The following is a 14,360-nucleotide window of genomic DNA, read 5'->3' on the forward strand; positions in this document are numbered from 1 at the left end:
AGAGACTGACCCGCCAGAGGGGCGCAATGCGGGCTCTTGCGCTTTCTACAGGTGGTAGTAGCGAAACGCTTCGCTCGCGGCACGATGCAGCAGCGCGTGGCGCCGGGCCAGGCTGGCAAGGTCGTCGGCATAGCCGCCGCCAATGGCGCCCGCAACGGGATAGCCTGCCGCCAGGCACGCGCTCAGTACGTGCCAATCGCGCTGGTAGAGGCCAGCCTCCGAGAGGGCTAGCTTGCCCAAGCGATCATCAGCGTGCGGATCGACCCCCGCGTCGTAGAGCACCAGATCGGGGCGCACTTGGCTCAGCCAATCCGGGATGTAGCGTGCCAGGCATTGCAAGTAGCCGCGATCGTCTAGCCCTTGCGGCAGCGCGACGTCGCAGTCGCTGGCCTGCTTGCGGCTAGGAAAGTTGACCCCGCAGTGCATGGAGAAGGTGAACGTGTTGGGATCGCCGCGAAAAATGGCGGCCGTACCATCGCCTTGGTGCACGTCCAAATCCACGATCGCGATCCGGCGCGCCCATCCGCGTTGTTGCGCCACGCGCGCTGCGACGGCCAGATCGTTAAAAATGCAAAACCCCGAGCCGTAGTTGGGGTGGGCGTGGTGCGTCCCGCCCGCGGTATTGCAAGCCAAGCCGTAGCGCAGGGCCAGCCGAGCGGTGAGCACGCCACCGCCGATGGCAATTTGGGTCCGTTCGACCAGTGCCGGGCTCCAGGGCAGGCCGATCCGGCGCTGTGCCCGCTCCGAGAGCGTCCCGTTGCAGTAAGCCTCAACGTAGTCGCGATCGTGGGCTAGCTCCAGCCACGCTCGGGGCGGCTTTTGGGGCTGATGCACCCACTCGCGCCTCGCGATGCCCTGGGCCTGCAGCAGCGCGTAGAGCTGGCGGAACTTGGCCATGGGAAAGCGATGGCCCGCCGGCAGGGGGACGACGTAACTGGGATGGTAGACAATGGGCAGCGCCATGCCGGCCGCTAAGCCGCAATAGTCTCGCGCTGCAGGTAGGGCTGCAACGCAGCCGGTACCGTGACCGAGCCATCGGGCTGTTGGAAGTTCTCCAAAATGGCGGCCATGGTCCGCCCGATCGCCAGCCCCGAGCCATTGAGCGTGTGGGCGAACTGCGTGCCTTTTTGGCCGGGCACTTTGAACCGAATGCCGGCCCGGCGCGCTTGAAAGTCGCTAAAGTTAGAGCAGCTAGAAATTTCGCGGTAAGCCCGCGAGGAAGGCAGCCAGACCTCGAGGTCGTAGCACTTGGCAGCGCCAAAGCCCAAATCGCCCGTGCAAAGCTCCATGACGCGGTAGGGCAGCTCGAGCGCTTGCAGGATGGCTTCGGCATCGCGCACCAGCGACTCGTGCTCCTGCGGCGAGGTCTCGGGGTGGACGAGCTTGACCAACTCGACTTTATTGAACTGGTGCAGCCGGATCAGGCCGCGGGTGTCTTGGCCGTAGCTCCCCGCTTCGCGGCGGAAGCAGGGCGTATAAGCGCAGTGGTAGATGGGCAGCTGCGAGGCGTCTAGGACCTCCTCGCGGTACAGGTTGGTCACCGGCACTTCCGCCGTGGGGCTCAGCCACAGATCGTCGCGCTCGCAATTGAAGCTCTCCTCGCCAAATTTGGGAAGCTGGCCCGTTCCGGTCATGGTGTCGCGGTTGACCAGAACTGGGGGCATGACTTCCAAATAGCCCGCCGCAATTTGGCGGTCGAGCATGAAGGCGATCAGCGCGCGCTCCAGCGCTGCCCCGGTCCCTACCAAATTGACAAAGCGGCTCTGCGCCACCTTGACAGCGCGATCGGTTTGCAGGATGCCCAGCTGCTGGCCGATCGCCCAATGCGAGTGCAGATCGCTGCGCTGCGGGATGAGCTCGTCGCCCCAGCGCCGAATCTCGACGTTGTCTTCATCGCTTTGCCCTACAGGGGTGGACTCGCTGGGCAAATTGGGCATCCCGAGCAGCAGGTCGGTCTGCTGCTGCTTGAGCGCCCGCTCCTGGGGCTCCAGCTCGCTTAGTTGGCTTTTGAGCTGGTTGCCTTCTTGTTGCAGGGCTTCAATTTCGCCGCCATCGGCGCCGCTGCCTGCTTGCTTTTTGTGCCCGATGAGCTTGCCGATCTCGTTGCTGCGCGCCTGCAGCTGGCTTCGGGTTGCTTGGAGCTCGCGCAGCTGCTCGTCGAGCTTTAGGATGGGCTGGAGGTCCAGCTCGGGATCGCGCTGGTTGAGCCGCTGCTGGACGCGTTCGGGCTGCTCGCGGATTTGCTTGAGATCGAGCACAGATGCGCTTGGGGTGCCTGTCCGCCCTCGACTATACCGCCCGAGGGCGCGATCGCTTACTGCGTAATGCGATAGAGCAACCACAGCGAGGTTGCCAGGCCCGCTACGTGGGCCACCAGAATGTTGAGGCTCGACTGCACCACGACGATGTCGATGGCGCGGACGTACTGTGAGGCTTCTTTGACCGTTACGCCCGTCTGGGGAACATTGGTGGCCTTGGTCAGCAACACGCCTACAAACGTCTCGGTGGAGATGACGGTCAGGATGATGCCAACCAGGCTGACGAGCAACCCCAGACGGATGGTGCGTAGGGTGTTCGCCCGGCTGGGACGCTGCGCGGGCGGTTCAGTACGCAGGCGGCGGGCCAAGCGGCGACAGCGGAACGCCAGCAAAATGCTAATGCCGAGCGCCGCGAGGCCCAAAGTGGCAAACGCTAGAGCCGAATTCTCGACGCGGACGTATTCGGTTTCTTGGCGGGTAATCAAGCCAAACGTGCCGAACGCGAGCAGGCCTGCTGCGACTGCCCCTAGCACGAGTTGGACCCAAAAGCCCACGTTGCCCCACCAGCGCAAGCTTGACGACACGCGCCGGACGGCGGGCGGCAGATCAGCCTCAGTTGCGGATTGCTGGCTCATGCGCTGGCAAGCTCGAGCGCCTTGGCGGCGGCATGCTGCTCGCCGGTTAAACGTTTATCTATACTGCCCCATCCCCGGCGATTGCTGCAAACCCAACTTGAGCCTGGCTAGCATGGATTGCAGCAACGCTACCAACGCTGGCAGCGCCATCGAACAGTGGTAAACCCATCCGCCCTGGTTTTGCCGTCAACGCTACTGCTAACCCTGCTGATGGCAGTCGGGTTGATCTTTTTCATCCGCGCTGCCTCCAAAGATCGCACCCGCCAAGTGCAGCTGGTGGCGCCCGAGTCGGAAGCCGAGCTGCTGCCCAGGCTACAGGCCTACCTCGACCGCCGCGCTTACCGCATCGACAGCGTGGACGCCACGGGCAATGGGGCAACATTCTGGGGGTACGTCCGCCCGAGCTGGTTTCTGGCGGCGTTTCTAACCCTGCTGGCAGCCTGCGGTTGCCTCTGCCTGGCGCTGATTGGGACCTTACTCTGGCCCGAGCGCGGCGAGTGGTTTGCCGCTTCCCTCCTGCTCGCGCCAGCCGCGGGCGGCTACTACTGGCAAAAAGCCGGCCGCATCGAGCGCGTTTCGGTCCAGATTGAGCCGGCGCCCGAGGTCGGCAATGGCAGCCGCATCACCGTTACGGCGCACCGCGACGAGATCCGCCAGCTCCAGCAGCAGTTGGGGTGGGCGCGCGCGCCTGAGCCGCAGGCATGACCCAGTTGCAGCACTCGGGGCCTAGCTTTGGTGGCCCACTGAGGCTACATCGGCTTCGGCCCATTCCTCCTGCTCGCTATCGAACGGTTGCAAGCTAGGGAACAGAAAGTGGTTTTCTTCCACGTACTGCGCACCAAACAGCCCCTTCTCAGCCCAGAAGTAGCGATCGGTGGTGTGCTCGTTGCGCCGCACTAGCAACACGGCGGGGGGTGCGATGCCTTGCGCTGCCACATACTTGCGCGCTGCTGTGACGGGCTTATCGTCGCCGCTATCGAGGTCATATTGGGGAACAGCCTCTAAAATCTTGCGGCCTTCTTGGCGGCGATGGCTCTTGCGCTTGCGCTTTCTTGCCAAGGTGCGTACCTCCGATTCGAATCCTGCAACTGAACTGTAATAACGGCTACCAATCGCCGGCGGAATTTTATCGAGCGAGGGCAAGATGGGCAAACGTACTTAATAAACCGCAACGGCTGCTGCTTGCATGGGTCTCGCCAGCCAAGCTGCCCGCGCTCGGGGCTAAATTGAAAGTAAAGCCCTCGGCTCGTTCGCGTGGGGCGATCGCTACCTACTACCGTTTGTCGAATCTCATCTGGCCATGTCGGATCCCGCTCGCCCGGCTGTAGCGCCCAGCTCGGAATTTGTCAGCCTCTGCCAGTCGCAGCTGGGTTGGCTGCAGCAGGCGTTGGGCGCTACGCAAGGCGCCGTTTATTTAGCACAAGCGAGCGGCGAGACGCGCGAGCTGGTGCCGGTTGCCGTCCAGCACGCGCCCAGCAACACCCCCCATACCAACAGCGAGCAGCACTCGCCTACCACCGGCGCCGAGACAGAAGGCCCCAGCGAGCTGCCCTCCCATCCCGAACTGCCAGCCAGTGCCCGAGCGCTAGCGTTGCCGCAGCGCTCTAACGAAGGCCAGCTGATCGCCTGGCAGGATGAGTCGCTCTGGCAGGGCCAGCAGGTGGTGGTACCGCTAGTGCATCAAAACACCGCCATTGGCTTGTTGGTGGCGCAGCGCGGGGACCGCGAGTGGAACCAGCGCGAGTTCTTCCAGATCCAGCACTCGGCCCAAACGCTAGCGCTGGCCGGCGTTTTGGATTGGCGCCAACGGCGCTACCAGCAGCAGCTCAATCGGCAATGGCAGCGCCAGCAGCGCGATCGCGAGCGCTTGGACGAGCTACTGCACCAAATTCGCAATCCGGTCACGGCCCTGCGCACCTTTGGCAAGCTGCTAGCCCAACGCTTGCAGGGGGACGAGCGCAACCGCGGCATGGCTGACAGCGTCTTGCGCGAAGGCGAGCGCCTGCAATCGCTGCTGCAAGCCTTCGAGCGGCACGTCGATGCCATGGCTGAGTGCGAGACAGACTCGGTTGCGAGCGAGGCTGCGCCTGCCCTAGCGAGTCCTGCCGATGTGCCAAGTGCGAGTTCGCTGCTGCTGGAAGGCTCTACGCTCGAACCCCTCAGCGCTGTCGAGGTGCTGCAACCCCTGCTCGACTCAATAGCCCCCACGGCCCAGGAGAAGCACCTTACCCTCGAGACCGAGCTGCCCAAGGATCTGCCCCCCATTCGTGCCGATCGCGGCGCCCTGCGCGAGGCGATCGGCAACGTGCTCAACAATGCCGTTGCCTACACCCCCGCTGGCGGAACGGTGACGGTACGCGCCGCCCAGGCCCCGCAGCCAGGCTGGCAGGGGATAACCGTTCGCGATAGCGGGCCTGGGATTCCACCCGCCGAGCAGGCGCAGATTTTCGAGCGGCACTATCGCGGCACCCAGCACGCCAGCAGCACGCAAGGGAGCGGTCTGGGCCTACCCATTGCCCAGTCGCTGCTCGAGCGCATGGGCGGCACTATCGAGCTAACGAGCCCGCTCGATGAATCGGGCGGTACGGCATTCACCTTGTGGTTGCCCGAGGCCGAATAAGCCCCGATGCGCGGCAGCGCCACCGGATGGCGCACTACTCAAAATCGTTATGAGTATGGTATGCTCGCGGGTGGCTGCAACCCTCGACTGCGGGGGGATTGCGCGTTCGCCCACCTGTCGCATCCGTTGCTGCACTCGCCACCCCAAAGGAGGTTTCCAACCATGAACTATCCATCGGAATGCTTGCGCGTCGGGCAACAAGCACCGGACTTTAGCGCGACGGCCGTCGTCGACCAGGAATTCAAAACGATTAGCCTATCCGGCTATCGCGGCCAGTACGTCGTTCTGTTTTTCTACCCGCTCGACTTTACCTTCGTCTGCCCCACCGAGATCGCATCCTTTAGCGATCGCCACAACGAGTTCAAGGAACTGGGCGCCGAAGTGCTTGGCGTCTCGGTCGACAGCGAGTTCTCTCACCTAGCCTGGATTCAAACTGATCGCAAATCGGGCGGCATCGGCGATATCAACTACCCGCTCGTCTCCGATCTGAAAAAAGAGATTAGCACGGCCTACAACGTGCTCAAGCCCGATGAAGGCATTGCCCTACGGGGGCTGTTCATCATCGATCGGGACGGCATCATCCAGCACTCCACGGTCAACCACAAAGCCTTCGGCCGCAACGTTGACGAAGTGCTGCGCACGCTCAAGGCCATCCAGTACGTGGACAACCACCCGGACGAGGTTTGCCCCGAAGGCTGGCAGCCCGGCGAGAAAACCATGAACCCTGATCCCGAAAAATCCAAGGTCTATTTCTCCGCCGTTAACTAACGGTCCAGCCGCTCCGGGCAGTGCGGCTGCCCGGATGGCCTTGCTTGAGTCCCGCCAACCGGCGGGAGTCGCGTAGCTGGAGCGACGTTGAGCCTATCCTTGCCTGCCATGCTGACGTTGACCGAAGCGCGCAGCTTGTTCGACGCGCGCTTTCGCCGCAATTTTTGGCCCGCTCCGGCCAGGCCGCAATGGGCGCTGGGCCAGCTAACGCCGGATTTTGAGCTGCCCGATGCCACCTACGAGTGCCGGCGCCGGCTGGCCGACTACCGCGATCGCCAACCGGTCGTTCTGGCGTTCGCGCGCATTTTTACCGCCCGGACGTACTGTCCGCTCTGCTACCCTCACCTCATCGAGCTCAACCGGCACTACCCGCAGTTGCAGGCAGCTGGTGCCGAGCTGCTGCTGGTGGCCAGTACCAACGCGGAGCAGAGCCGCCAGGTCGTTCGCGATTTGGGGCTTGTCATGCCGCTGCTAAGCGATCCGCGCTGCACCAGCTTTCGCGCTTACGGCGTGGGGCAAGCGCTCGGGGCGCCCTTGCCGGCGCAATTTGTCCTCGATGCGCGCGGCCGGCTGCGCTACCGGCACTTGTTTTCGTTTCTATCCCCCAATGCGGGAGTGGAGCGACTGCGCCAGGCCCTAACGGACGGCGGCACTACAAGCTAGCTTGCTGCAGCTGGCTGCGCGGACTGTAGCTCCGCTGGGCCTGAAGCTTTTGGTAAAGCTCGCGCTCGGTGGCGCTGAGGCTCTTGGGCGCCACAATTTGGATGCGAGCGAACAGGTCGCCGCGCCGCCCTTGGGCATCGGTCCAGCCTTTGCCGCGCAACCGCAGCGACTGACCGGAGCGTACGCCAGCTGGGACTTTAACCGAGACTTGGCCGTCGGGGGTGGGCATGCTGACGGCGCTGCCAAGCGCCGCTTCATCCGGGGAAATGGGAACATCGCAGGTCAGATTGTCTCCCTCAAACCGAAAGACCGAGTGTGGCTGCAGCTCCACGTTCAAGTACAGATCGCCGCGCTGCTGGCTGAGCGGGTGGGCTTGCCCCTTGCCGGGCACGCGGATGCGGCTGCCTGGTTTGGCGCCGGGCGGGATCCGGACCGAGACTTCTTCATCTCCCACTTTGAGGCGCTTTTGGACGCCGCGGAAGGCCTCGGAGAAGGTCAGGCGGAGCGTGGCTTCGCGATCGGCAGGCGCGCTCGTAGTGCCGACGCCATCGCCAAAGCCCCCAAAACCGCCAAAATCGCTAAAGCCGCTCTGGCCGCGCGGCGAGCTGCGGTAGGTGTAGCTGCGACCTGTGCCGCCAAAGCGGCCGAGCAGCTCGTCGATGAATTCGTCAAAGCTGCCGTACTGGCTGAAATCAAAGCCTCCGACATCGACGCCGTAGCCCCCGCCAAAGGGCGAGCCGCCACCTTGTCCTTGGCCGGCTTGCGAGGCTCGCTTCCAGTACTGGCCGAAGCGATCGTACTGCTTGCGCTTCTGCGGGTTGGATAGGACTTCGTAGGCTTCGTTGATTTCTTTAAAGCGCGTTTCGGCGTCCTTGTCGCCCGGGTTCATATCCGGGTGGTACTTGCGAGCCAAGCGGCGAAACGCTTTTTTGATTTCGTCTTCGCTGGCGTTGCGATCGACGCCCAGCAGGGCGTAATAGTCCTTGAAATCAGTCGCGGCCATCGCTGCCCACCTCCTTGTCCGCTCTCGGCAGCCGCAGCTTGACCGGGGCTCGCACCCCGAAACTAGCAAGGCACGCAGGCGCACCGAGTTCGGGTTTCTCGCACGGGCCGACGGGAATTCCCGTACCCGCGGATGGCTCGCTCGGATCGCTAGCGTTTAGATGACGGTCCCGCTGGGAATGAGTGCGTTTTTGAGCACCACGACGATGCCATTGCGGATGTAGAATCCTTCGCTCTCGCGGTTGGCTTCCTCGACTCGGTCTTTGTTGACGATTTGCACGCTATCGCCAATGCGCGCGTTTTTGTCGATAATGGCACCGTGGATGAGCGTGTCTTTGCCGATGCCAAGCGGGATCTTGCCCCGATCGAGCTGTTGTTGGCGATCGCTGTGGGATTCGTAATAGTCGGCACCCATCAGCAAACTGTTATCGATGACGCTGTTGGCCTCGATGCGCGAGCAGATGCCCAGCACCGAATGGCGGATTTGGCACGCTTTGAGAATGCAACCTTCCCCCACAATGGACTCGGTAATTTCGCAGTTCCACATTTTGCTGGGCGGTAGGTAGCGAGCGCGCGTGTAGATGGGCGCGTCCTTGTCGTAGAAACTGAACGCGGGTTGCGGTTGCTGGGTCAGGGCTAAGTTAGCGTTGTAGAAGGCCTCGATCGTGCCGATGTCTTCCCAGTAACCATTGAACAGGTAGGCTTGAACGCGATAATCTTGCGCAGCGGCAGGAATCACTTCCTTGCCAAAGTCAGTTTGCTCGGGGAACTGCTGCAATAACGCCTCGAGGACCGATCTGTTAAAGACATAGATCCCCATCGAGGCGATATAGGGCTGGCGCTGGGCTTGGTTGGGGGGCAGGCCCAGCGTCGTGGTATCGACCTGCATCCGCTCGAGTTCCTCGCCTTGGGGTTTCTCACTGAACGCCACAATGCGCCCGGTACTGTCAATTTGCATCAAGCCAAAACTTGAGGCTTGCTGAGCCTCAACGGGGATGACCGAGAGCGTAATGTCGGCACCACTATCGCGGTGGTGCTGCAAGAACTGACTGTAGTCCATGCGGTAGAGATGGTCGCCTGAGAGGATCAGGTACTCATCCACATCCCACTCCTGCAGCAGCCAGAGGTACTTGCGGACCGCATCGGCCGTGCCCTGAAACCAGCTGGGGTTTTCGGGGGTTTGCTGCGCGGCAAGGACCTCGACAAAGCCCTCCGAGAACCCCGAGAACCGATACGTTCGGGTGATGTGGCGATTGAGCGAGGCCGAGTTGAACTGCGTCAGGACATAGATTTTGCCAATGTCGGAGTTCAGGCAATTGCTGACCGGAATGTCAATCAGGCGATACTTGCCCGCAAGCGGGACGGCTGGCTTGGCCCGCAGCTTGGTCAGCGGATAGAGGCGCGTTCCGGCACCGCCACCCAAAATGATGGCTAACACGCGTTTCACGGCAGGAACCTCTCGCGTACCTGTCGCCTCAAGTGTATCCCGCCAGGCGACCCGGTCGCTTGCCGCCCCTGGGTTGCAGCTGGCGCGATCGGCAGCTTGGAGTGGACGCGACTGGACTCGAACCAGTGACCTCTACGATGTCAACGTAGCGCTCTAACCAACTGAGCTACGCGTCCATGCTAGCGGTACGCTAACACAAGCGCCGAGCGCACTCCAACCGGCTTTGCAGCGGGGCAGGCATGGGGTTTGGGCGGCTGGAATCTGCTATGATAGCTGCGTCAGTCGCGCGGCCCGGTTGCCTTTGACTCGATCCACGGTTACGACCAGCATCCAAGACATTGATAGCGAGACGCTAACCCAAGAGCTGGCCGCCATCCAGCAGACGGGGTCCAAGCGAATCGCGCTTTTGGGCTCGCGCCACGTTCCCATTACCCACCAACAGCTCATCGAAATGATGAGCTATGCCTTGGTGCTAGGGCAAAACCGCCTCATTACCTCCGGCGCCACGGGCACCAATGCAGCCGCCATTGACGGCGCCATGCGCGCCGACCCCAACCTACTGACGGTCATCCTGCCGCAAAGCCTGGAGCGGCAACCGGAAGAGTCCAAAGCGCAGCTCCAAAAAGTCATCCACCTAGTCGAGAACCCAGAGCAGGACCGCCTGTCGCTAAGCGAAGCGAGCGCCCTCTGCAACAGCGAAATTATCTCGCGCTGTCAGCAGCTGATCTGCTTTGCGTTTCACGACAGCCACACCTTGCTCAAGACCTGCCAGGAAGCTGAGGAGAGGCGCAAGCTGGTCACCCTGTTTTATTTCGATTGAGCTGGCTTGCCAACGCTCGCCTGGGGCAGCAGGGATTGCGACGTTCGCTCGCGATCGCGCTGCCGGCTGCGCTGATTGGCGCCACCGCCTGGCAGGGTTGGCAGCGCGCCATGGCCCCAGCAGCCGCGCCTGAAGCGGCTCAGCCCTTGCGCGTCCACATTGCCGCAGGGACGCCGGCGCAACGCATCGGTCGCAAGCTCGAGGCCCTGGGCGTCATCCGCTCGCAGTGGGGATGGCGCGCGTGGCTGCTGTGGCAGCAGCTCACGCCCGGATCCGCTAGCTTGCAAGCTGGTACCTATCGGCTCTCGCCCGCTCAGCCGCTGCCCGCCGTTGCCGAGCGCATCCAAAGCGGGGACGTGCTGACAGTATCGATCGCCATCCCGCCGGGGGAATCCATCCGGCAAATGGCCGCTCGGTTGGAGGCCCAAGGCCATTTCTCGGCTCAGGCATTTCGGCAGGCTGCCCGCCAGGTGCCGTCCGAGCGCTATCCGTGGTTGCCGCCGGATTTGCCCCACCTGGAGGGGTTTTTGTTCCCCCAAACCTACCGCTTCCGCCTCGATGAGCTCACGCCGCAGCGGCTCGTGCGGGCCATGCTGGAGCGCTTTGAGCAAGAGGCCCTGCCGCTCTACCGGCAGCAGCGCGATCGCCACGGCCTCAGCCTGCGCGAATGGGTAACGCTGGCTAGCATCGTCGAGCGGGAAGCAGCGGTCGCGCGCGAGCGTCCCCGCATTGCCGGGGTTTTTCTCAATCGCTTGCGCCAGGGCATGCCGCTCCAGGCCGATCCCACCATCGAGTACGCGCTCGGGACGCGCCAAACGCCTGACAATCCCCTCACCGAGCGCCAAATCAGCACGCGATCGCCCTACAACACCTACCGCCAAACGGGGCTTCCCCCTACCCCCATTGCCAGTCCCGGCCTCGGAAGCCTCAAGGCGGTGCTGGCACCAGCCCAAACTGAGGACCTGTACTTTGTCGCCCGCTACGATGGGACCCACATCTTTAGCGAAACCCTGGCGGCGCATCGCGCTGCCAAACGTCGCGTTCGCCGCCGCCAAGATGCCCCCTAGCCGGCCCGGCGGCAAAACCGCGTCCACCCACTTGCCTGCAACCCACCATCGTGAACTGGACGGCCCTGCTACAGCCCGATGCAGTCCTTGACGGATCGGTCACCAGCTTGACCCCTGCGTTCCTGCAGCAGCACCGCTTGCAGGGCTTGATCTTGGATGTCGATCGCACCCTAGTGCCGCTCAACAGCCGCCGGGCCTCCGAGGAGCTCCAGCAATGGGTGGCCCAAGTGCGGCCCAACGTCCAGCTGTGGCTGGTGAGCAACAACCTGGGCGAAGCGCGCATTCGCAGCATTGCCAGCTCGCTGGAGCTGCCCTACCTGTCAGGGGCGGCCAAACCGTCGCGGCGCAAGCTGCGGCAGGCACTTGCGGGGATGGCCCTGCCGGCCGAGCGCGCGGCCATGGTCGGCGATCGCCTGTTTACGGACGTGCTGGCCGGCAACCGCTTGGGCCTGTTCACAATTTTGGTCGAGCCCGTGCGCGATCCGCACGCCGGCGACGCCCATCCCGTCCGGGACGCTGAAGTGTGGCTCTCGCAGCGTTTGGGCGTCTCGCTCGCCAGGGCCCGGTTGGAGTAACGCCGCCGCTGCGGCAGCGCCATGGCAGCAACAGTGGTTGTCAAAATTGGGACTTCCAGTGTGACACAAGCGGCCGGCGGCCAGCTCGCGCTCGCCACGCTTGCGGCGCTGGCCGAGCAGCTCACGCAGCTGCGGGCGAGCGGCTACCAGCCCATCCTGGTGTCCTCGGGGGCAGTGGGGATAGGCTGCGCCCGCTTGGGGATGGCCGAGCGGCCCCAGCGCATGCCGCTGCGGCAGGCAGTGGCCGCCGTGGGGCAGGGCCGCCTGATGCGCGTCTACGACGACTTTTTTACCAACCTGCAGCAGCCCATCGCCCAAGTCCTGCTGGCGCGCGGCGATCTGATCCGGCGCAACAGCTACCTCAACACCGACAACACTCTGCGAGAGCTGCTCGAGCTCGGCGTCATTCCCATCGTCAACGAAAACGACACCACGGCGGTAGAAGAGCTTAAATTCGGCGACAACGACACCCTCTCGGCCCTAGTAGCCAGCCTGGTGGAGGCCAAGTGGCTGCTGCTGCTTACCGATGTTGATGGCCTCTACTCGGCCGATCCGCGCCAGCACCCCGACGCGCAACCGCTGGCCCAGGTCGATCCCAAGCAGCTGGCTGCCCTGCAAGTTGAGGCCGGATCGGCCGGCTCGGTTTGGGGGACCGGGGGCATGGCAACCAAGCTCGCTGCCGCTCGCATTGCCACTGATGCCGGGGTTCGCACGGTCATTACCAACGGCCGCTCCCCCCAAAAACTCGCGCGCATCCTGGCCGGGGAGGCGATCGGCACGCAGTTTGAGCCCCTGCCGCGCACCGAGGCGCGCAAGCGCTGGATCGCCCATGGCCCCATTCCCCAGGGCACGCTGCATCTGGATTGCGGGGCTGTCACGGCCATTTGCGAGCGGGGCAAATCGCTGCTAGCAGCGGGAATCGCGGCCGTTGAAGGCGAGTTCGACGCTTCGGCGGTCGTACGCGCCTGCGACCCGCAAGGCAACGACATTGCGCGCGGCATTGCCAACTACAGCAGCCGCGAAATCTGCCAGATTGCCGGCCAGCGCTCGGCCGACATCCCGGCCATTTTGGGCTACACCCGCGCCGAGACGGTCATCCACCGGGACAATTTAGTGGTCACCGCCGCCGAGATGACCTGAGCGGGCGCTAGCGGGCCATGTTGCGAAACTGGGCCAGCTCGGGGTTGAACAGCAACTTGACGGTCCCCGTCGGACCGTTGCGGTGTTTGGTGACGATGGCTTCGGCGGTGTCGCGATCGGGAGAGTCGGGGTTGTAGTACTCGTCCCGATACAGCATTAGGACCACATCCGCATCCTGCTCGATGCTGCCCGACTCGCGCAGGTCCGATAGCATGGGGCGCTTGTTGGTGCGCTGCTCCACGCCCCGACTGAGCTGGGACAGGGCAATGACGGGCACGTTGAGCTCGCGCGCCAGGGTTTTGAGGCTGCGGGTGATGCGCGAGAGTTCCTGCACGCGGTTGTCGCTGCCCTGTCCCTCCATCAGCTGCAGGTAATCGAGCAGGACCAGGCCCAAATCGCCGCGCTCGGCCTGCAGGCGGCGGGCCTGCGATCGCATCTGGGTGACCGTCATGTTGGCGGTGTCCTCGATGTAGATCGGCAGCTCCGAGAGGTAGCCGATGGCCCGGACGATGGGCTCCGTATCGGTTTGCGCCAGGCGGCCCGAGCGCAAGCGGCTGCTATCGATCTCGGCTTCGCCGGCCAGCAGGCGCTGCGAGAGCTGCTCCTTCGACATCTCCAGGCTGAAGATCGCCACCGGCAGCTGCCGGTCGCTGGCGATGTTGCGCGCGATGTTGAGCCCAAAGGCCGTTTTGCCCATGGAGGGGCGACCGGCGCAGACGATCAAATCGGAGCGCTGCAGGCCGCTGGTCATGGCGTCCAAATCGTAAAAGCCGCAGTCGATCCCCGGCAGCTTGTTGGCGACCTGGCGGTTTTCGATGTTCTCGAAGGTTTGCGCCAGCGGCTCGGCGATGGGGACCAACCCCTGCTGGGACCGCGCTTGGGTCAGGGCAAACAGCTTTTGCTCGGCGCGATCGAGCACCGATTCCAGCGCTTGCGCCGTGTCGTAGCCCAGGGCGGCAATTTCGTTGCCGGCGCTAATGAGCCGCCGGCGCAGGTACTTGTCCTGGACCAGCGCCCCGTAGCCGTCAATGTTGACCGCCGAGACGGTGCGATCGACCAGTTGCGCTAGCTTGGCCGATCCGCCCGCTTGCTCCAGCTCGCCGCGATCCTGCAGCCAATTGGTAACCGAGATCAGGTCGGTGGGCTGGTTTTGCTGGTAGAGGCGTAGCGCTGCCCGATAGATTTGCTGGTGCGCCTGCAGGTAAAACGCCTCCGGGGCCAGAATTTCGGCCACGCGCCCCATGCCCTGCGGATCGAGCAGGATGCCGCCCAGGATGGACTCCTCCGCCTCGACGTTCTGGGGCGGCAGGGTATCGCCGGGCGGTTGAACGTGGGTGGCGTTCGCCATTGCTGCGCGCGGGTGGG

The 14,360-nt window shown here is 63.7% G+C and carries 15 protein-coding genes and 1 tRNA gene; 8 read left to right on the forward strand and 8 right to left on the reverse strand.

Annotated features, from left to right (window positions below):
- Window positions 1-45: 45 nt before the first annotated feature.
- The 3 genes from BRC58_06885 to BRC58_06895 are packed head-to-tail and all read right to left on the reverse strand — an operon-like array spanning window position 46 to window position 2,893.
- Window positions 46-963 carry a histone deacetylase gene (locus tag BRC58_06885; protein PSP17136.1) on the reverse strand — a complete coding sequence of 306 codons (918 nt, stop codon included), beginning with the start codon at window positions 961-963 and terminating at the stop codon, window positions 46-48.
- An 8-nt stretch (window positions 964-971) separates the two neighbouring features.
- Entirely contained in the window at window positions 972-2,258 is a 1,287-nt protein-coding gene (locus BRC58_06890) for a serine--tRNA ligase (GenBank protein ID PSP17137.1), read from the reverse strand.
- Window positions 2,259-2,314: 56 nt separating this feature from the next.
- Window positions 2,315-2,893, reverse strand: coding sequence for a hypothetical protein (locus BRC58_06895; GenBank protein ID PSP17138.1), 579 nt, complete (start codon window positions 2,891-2,893; stop codon window positions 2,315-2,317).
- Window positions 2,894-3,103: 210 nt separating this feature from the next.
- Between BRC58_06895 and BRC58_06900 the strand changes: the two genes are divergently transcribed.
- Complete coding sequence (locus BRC58_06900) at window positions 3,104-3,598, forward strand: cofactor assembly of complex C subunit B (protein PSP17224.1); 495 nt, start codon at window positions 3,104-3,106, stop codon at window positions 3,596-3,598.
- Window positions 3,599-3,619: 21 nt separating this feature from the next.
- Here the strand turns inward: BRC58_06900 and BRC58_06905 are convergent, their stop codons facing one another.
- A complete protein-coding gene (locus tag BRC58_06905; protein ID PSP17225.1) occupies window positions 3,620-3,952 on the reverse strand; it encodes a DUF3155 domain-containing protein in 333 nt (110 codons plus the stop codon).
- A gap of 241 nt (window positions 3,953-4,193) precedes the next feature.
- Here BRC58_06905 and BRC58_06910 point away from each other — a divergent pair, with 241 nt between their 5' ends.
- The 3 genes from BRC58_06910 to BRC58_06920 all read left to right on the forward strand — a co-directional run bounded on the left by BRC58_06910 (window position 4,194) and on the right by BRC58_06920 (window position 6,944).
- Entirely contained in the window at window positions 4,194-5,513 is a 1,320-nt protein-coding gene (locus BRC58_06910) for a sensor histidine kinase (protein ID PSP17139.1), read from the forward strand.
- A gap of 162 nt (window positions 5,514-5,675) precedes the next feature.
- Window positions 5,676-6,281: a peroxiredoxin gene (locus BRC58_06915; GenBank protein ID PSP17140.1), complete on the forward strand. Its 606-nt coding sequence runs from the start codon at window positions 5,676-5,678 to the stop codon at window positions 6,279-6,281.
- 108 nt (window positions 6,282-6,389) lie between these two features.
- Window positions 6,390-6,944 (forward strand): alkyl hydroperoxide reductase, encoded by a 555-nt coding sequence (locus BRC58_06920; protein PSP17141.1) that lies wholly within the window; start codon window positions 6,390-6,392, stop codon window positions 6,942-6,944.
- Here the strand turns inward: BRC58_06920 and BRC58_06925 are convergent.
- The 3 genes from BRC58_06925 to BRC58_06935 all read right to left on the reverse strand — a co-directional run bounded on the left by BRC58_06925 (window position 6,934) and on the right by BRC58_06935 (window position 9,569).
- On the reverse strand, window positions 6,934-7,947 hold the full coding sequence (locus BRC58_06925; protein ID PSP17142.1) for a molecular chaperone DnaJ: 1,014 nt from the start codon (window positions 7,945-7,947) through the stop codon (window positions 6,934-6,936). The genes BRC58_06920 and BRC58_06925 overlap by 11 nt on opposite strands.
- Window positions 7,948-8,103: 156 nt before the next feature.
- A complete protein-coding gene (locus BRC58_06930; protein PSP17143.1) occupies window positions 8,104-9,393 on the reverse strand; it encodes a glucose-1-phosphate adenylyltransferase in 1,290 nt (429 codons plus the stop codon).
- Between the two features lie 102 nt (window positions 9,394-9,495).
- A tRNA-Val gene (locus BRC58_06935) sits at window positions 9,496-9,569 on the reverse strand.
- A 152-nt stretch (window positions 9,570-9,721) separates the two neighbouring features.
- Between BRC58_06935 and BRC58_06940 the strand changes: the two genes are divergently transcribed.
- The 4 genes from BRC58_06940 (at window position 9,722) to proB (ending at window position 12,995) form a co-directional block, all read left to right on the forward strand.
- The gene (locus BRC58_06940) at window positions 9,722-10,213 is read left to right on the forward strand and encodes a DNA recombination-mediator protein A (protein ID PSP17227.1); all 492 of its coding nucleotides are present in this window, start codon (window positions 9,722-9,724) and stop codon (window positions 10,211-10,213) included.
- A gap of 110 nt (window positions 10,214-10,323) precedes the next feature.
- Window positions 10,324-11,280 (forward strand): endolytic transglycosylase MltG, encoded by a 957-nt coding sequence (gene mltG, locus BRC58_06945; GenBank protein PSP17226.1) that lies wholly within the window; start codon window positions 10,324-10,326, stop codon window positions 11,278-11,280.
- 50 nt (window positions 11,281-11,330) lie between these two features.
- Window positions 11,331-11,855 (forward strand): YqeG family HAD IIIA-type phosphatase, encoded by a 525-nt coding sequence (locus BRC58_06950; protein ID PSP17144.1) that lies wholly within the window; start codon window positions 11,331-11,333, stop codon window positions 11,853-11,855.
- A 21-nt stretch (window positions 11,856-11,876) separates the two neighbouring features.
- Entirely contained in the window at window positions 11,877-12,995 is a 1,119-nt protein-coding gene (gene proB / locus BRC58_06955; GenBank protein PSP17145.1) for a glutamate 5-kinase, read from the forward strand.
- Between the two features lie 7 nt (window positions 12,996-13,002).
- Here proB and dnaB read toward each other — a convergent pair whose 3' ends face one another.
- Window positions 13,003-14,343, reverse strand: a complete 1,341-nt coding sequence (gene dnaB, locus BRC58_06960; GenBank protein PSP17146.1) for a replicative DNA helicase — start codon at window positions 14,341-14,343, stop codon at window positions 13,003-13,005.
- Between the last annotated feature and the right edge of the window lie 17 nt (window positions 14,344-14,360).

The organism is Cyanobacteria bacterium QS_8_64_29 (genome assembly GCA_003022125.1).
Classification (GTDB): domain Bacteria; phylum Cyanobacteriota; class Cyanobacteriia; order Cyanobacteriales; family Rubidibacteraceae; genus QS-8-64-29.